Annotated in this window: 1 protein-coding gene; it reads right to left on the bottom strand. The window is 35.2% G+C overall.

The window, feature by feature from the left end; translation table 11 throughout:
• Nucleotides 1-156 precede the first annotated feature (156 nt).
• Nucleotides 157-1,539, bottom strand: a complete 1,383-nt coding sequence (locus TY15_RS22940; RefSeq protein WP_040205241.1) for an IS4 family transposase — start codon at nt 1,537-1,539, stop codon at nt 157-159.
• Nucleotides 1,540-1,628: the final 89 nt, after the last annotated feature.

A 1,628-nucleotide genomic window follows, 5' to 3' on the forward strand; every position in this document is an offset into this window, starting at 1 on the left:
CACCATAGCCATCAAGCGAACTTTTCGACAATAGTGGAAATTTTGTCTAACCTTGTGATTTCTATTTCTATGCTTAATTTCAATCTAAAATAGTGCATACTTTAATAAGCCTACAAAACTAGGCTTTTTTTTCAATATATATTTTCACAAAATCGCTTAAGCAGTTTTCATAGTGCTTTGTTCGAACACGCCGAGAAGTATCTCAAAAGGGGTCCTTTTCTTCAATCGTTTCGCTTTTTGTCCGTTTTTTTCTACCTGTTCAAACATAACCGCGATATTGGCTAAAAGAGCCTCACCTCCTTCCATTAACGCCTGGTAAAGTGTGGCGAGGAACTCCTTTATGATGGAGAAGGCCTTAAATTCGCTTATTTCTTTCTCCTTTTTTAAGTAAAGAAGTTCTCGAATTTTAAATGCTAAAGTAGATGTGATAAGTAGTGAAATAAGGGTTCCATAAAGATGGCATTCAAATCGTTCTACTTTCATTTTCTTTACTTTATTGATTTCGTATATCGATTTCCATGCCTTAAATAAAATTTCTATTTGCCAACGAAGAGAATACAGCGGTTGTATTTCTTTCTTCGGGATGACATTATATGGTATATTAGTAATGAACATGTTCAATCTTGCGAGCTTTTTGGTTTGGTGTGAAAATTTCACACCATTTTTTATTTCCTTTCTTTTTCTCCTTTTCAACCTCTTTTCTGTCTGTTCATCCGTTAATTTACATAAAATGAGGCGTGGGATTTTCAGTTTTCCCTTACCTGCATAGATATCTTCTATTTCTCTTGTCTCACCAATCTCCATCTCTTCCATTATTTTTTCTACGTCTAATCTGATGAAATTTTCCTTTCCATCCTTGACATAAGCAAGTATTTTCGTTGCAGCCCTTGAAATATAATAGGCTTCTGCTTCACTAATCGACCTCAGGGTCTCATAAGAAAGATATCCTAAATCACGAATAATTAAATCAAACTTTCGGATGGTACTCATTATCCCTTCGGCAAAAACATGATCACTATCCAACTGATCTTGTACAACAAGATGCATGAGTTCCCCTTTAAGCAGTTCATACTCCAGCTGAATCCTGACACCTGATTTGTGATATCCGAAGTATTTTTCCTGATAGAATATAGGCAGTTCAAAGGAAGTGGAATCCAATATTCGGATTCGGCCAATTTTAGCATGGCGAAGACTTGGGGGAAGATCGGATAAGAATTGTTTTAAAGTGAGTGTAGAAAGAACATCCTTCAATAAATTTACTCCGGCTTCGCAAAACCGTTGGTTTAAACCTTCTGTACTAAGGGAAATATTTCTTTCAGAAGCTAAAACACCACATAATTGGGTTAACGATTTTTTTCCTGATTGATGATTCAAAAAACCGCAAAGTGCAATAAAATCCTTAGGTTCGAATTTGCTGGACCGCTGAAGAAATAAATCTTTTCTAGCCAAATCATTGAGGAAATTAGGGCTAAAAATCTTGGTCAACTCATCAGAAATTAGTCGAAAATCCTCTTCCACTCTCAATTTGCGATTTAACATAATAAAGACCTACCTTTCTTTAGGTTTCAAAGAAAGAATAGGTCCATTTTGAATAAATAGAAAATTATTTGCTTAGCTTGATGGCTATG

The organism is Neobacillus jeddahensis, from assembly GCF_000612625.1.
In the GTDB taxonomy this organism is placed as follows: Bacteria; Bacillota; Bacilli; order Bacillales; family Cytobacillaceae; genus Neobacillus; species Neobacillus jeddahensis.

Coding starts and splice junctions, on each gene's coding strand:
- TY15_RS22940 (WP_040205241.1), bottom strand. CDS start 1,539: ATGTTAAATCGCAAATTGAGAGTGGAAGAGGATTTTCGACTAATTTCT.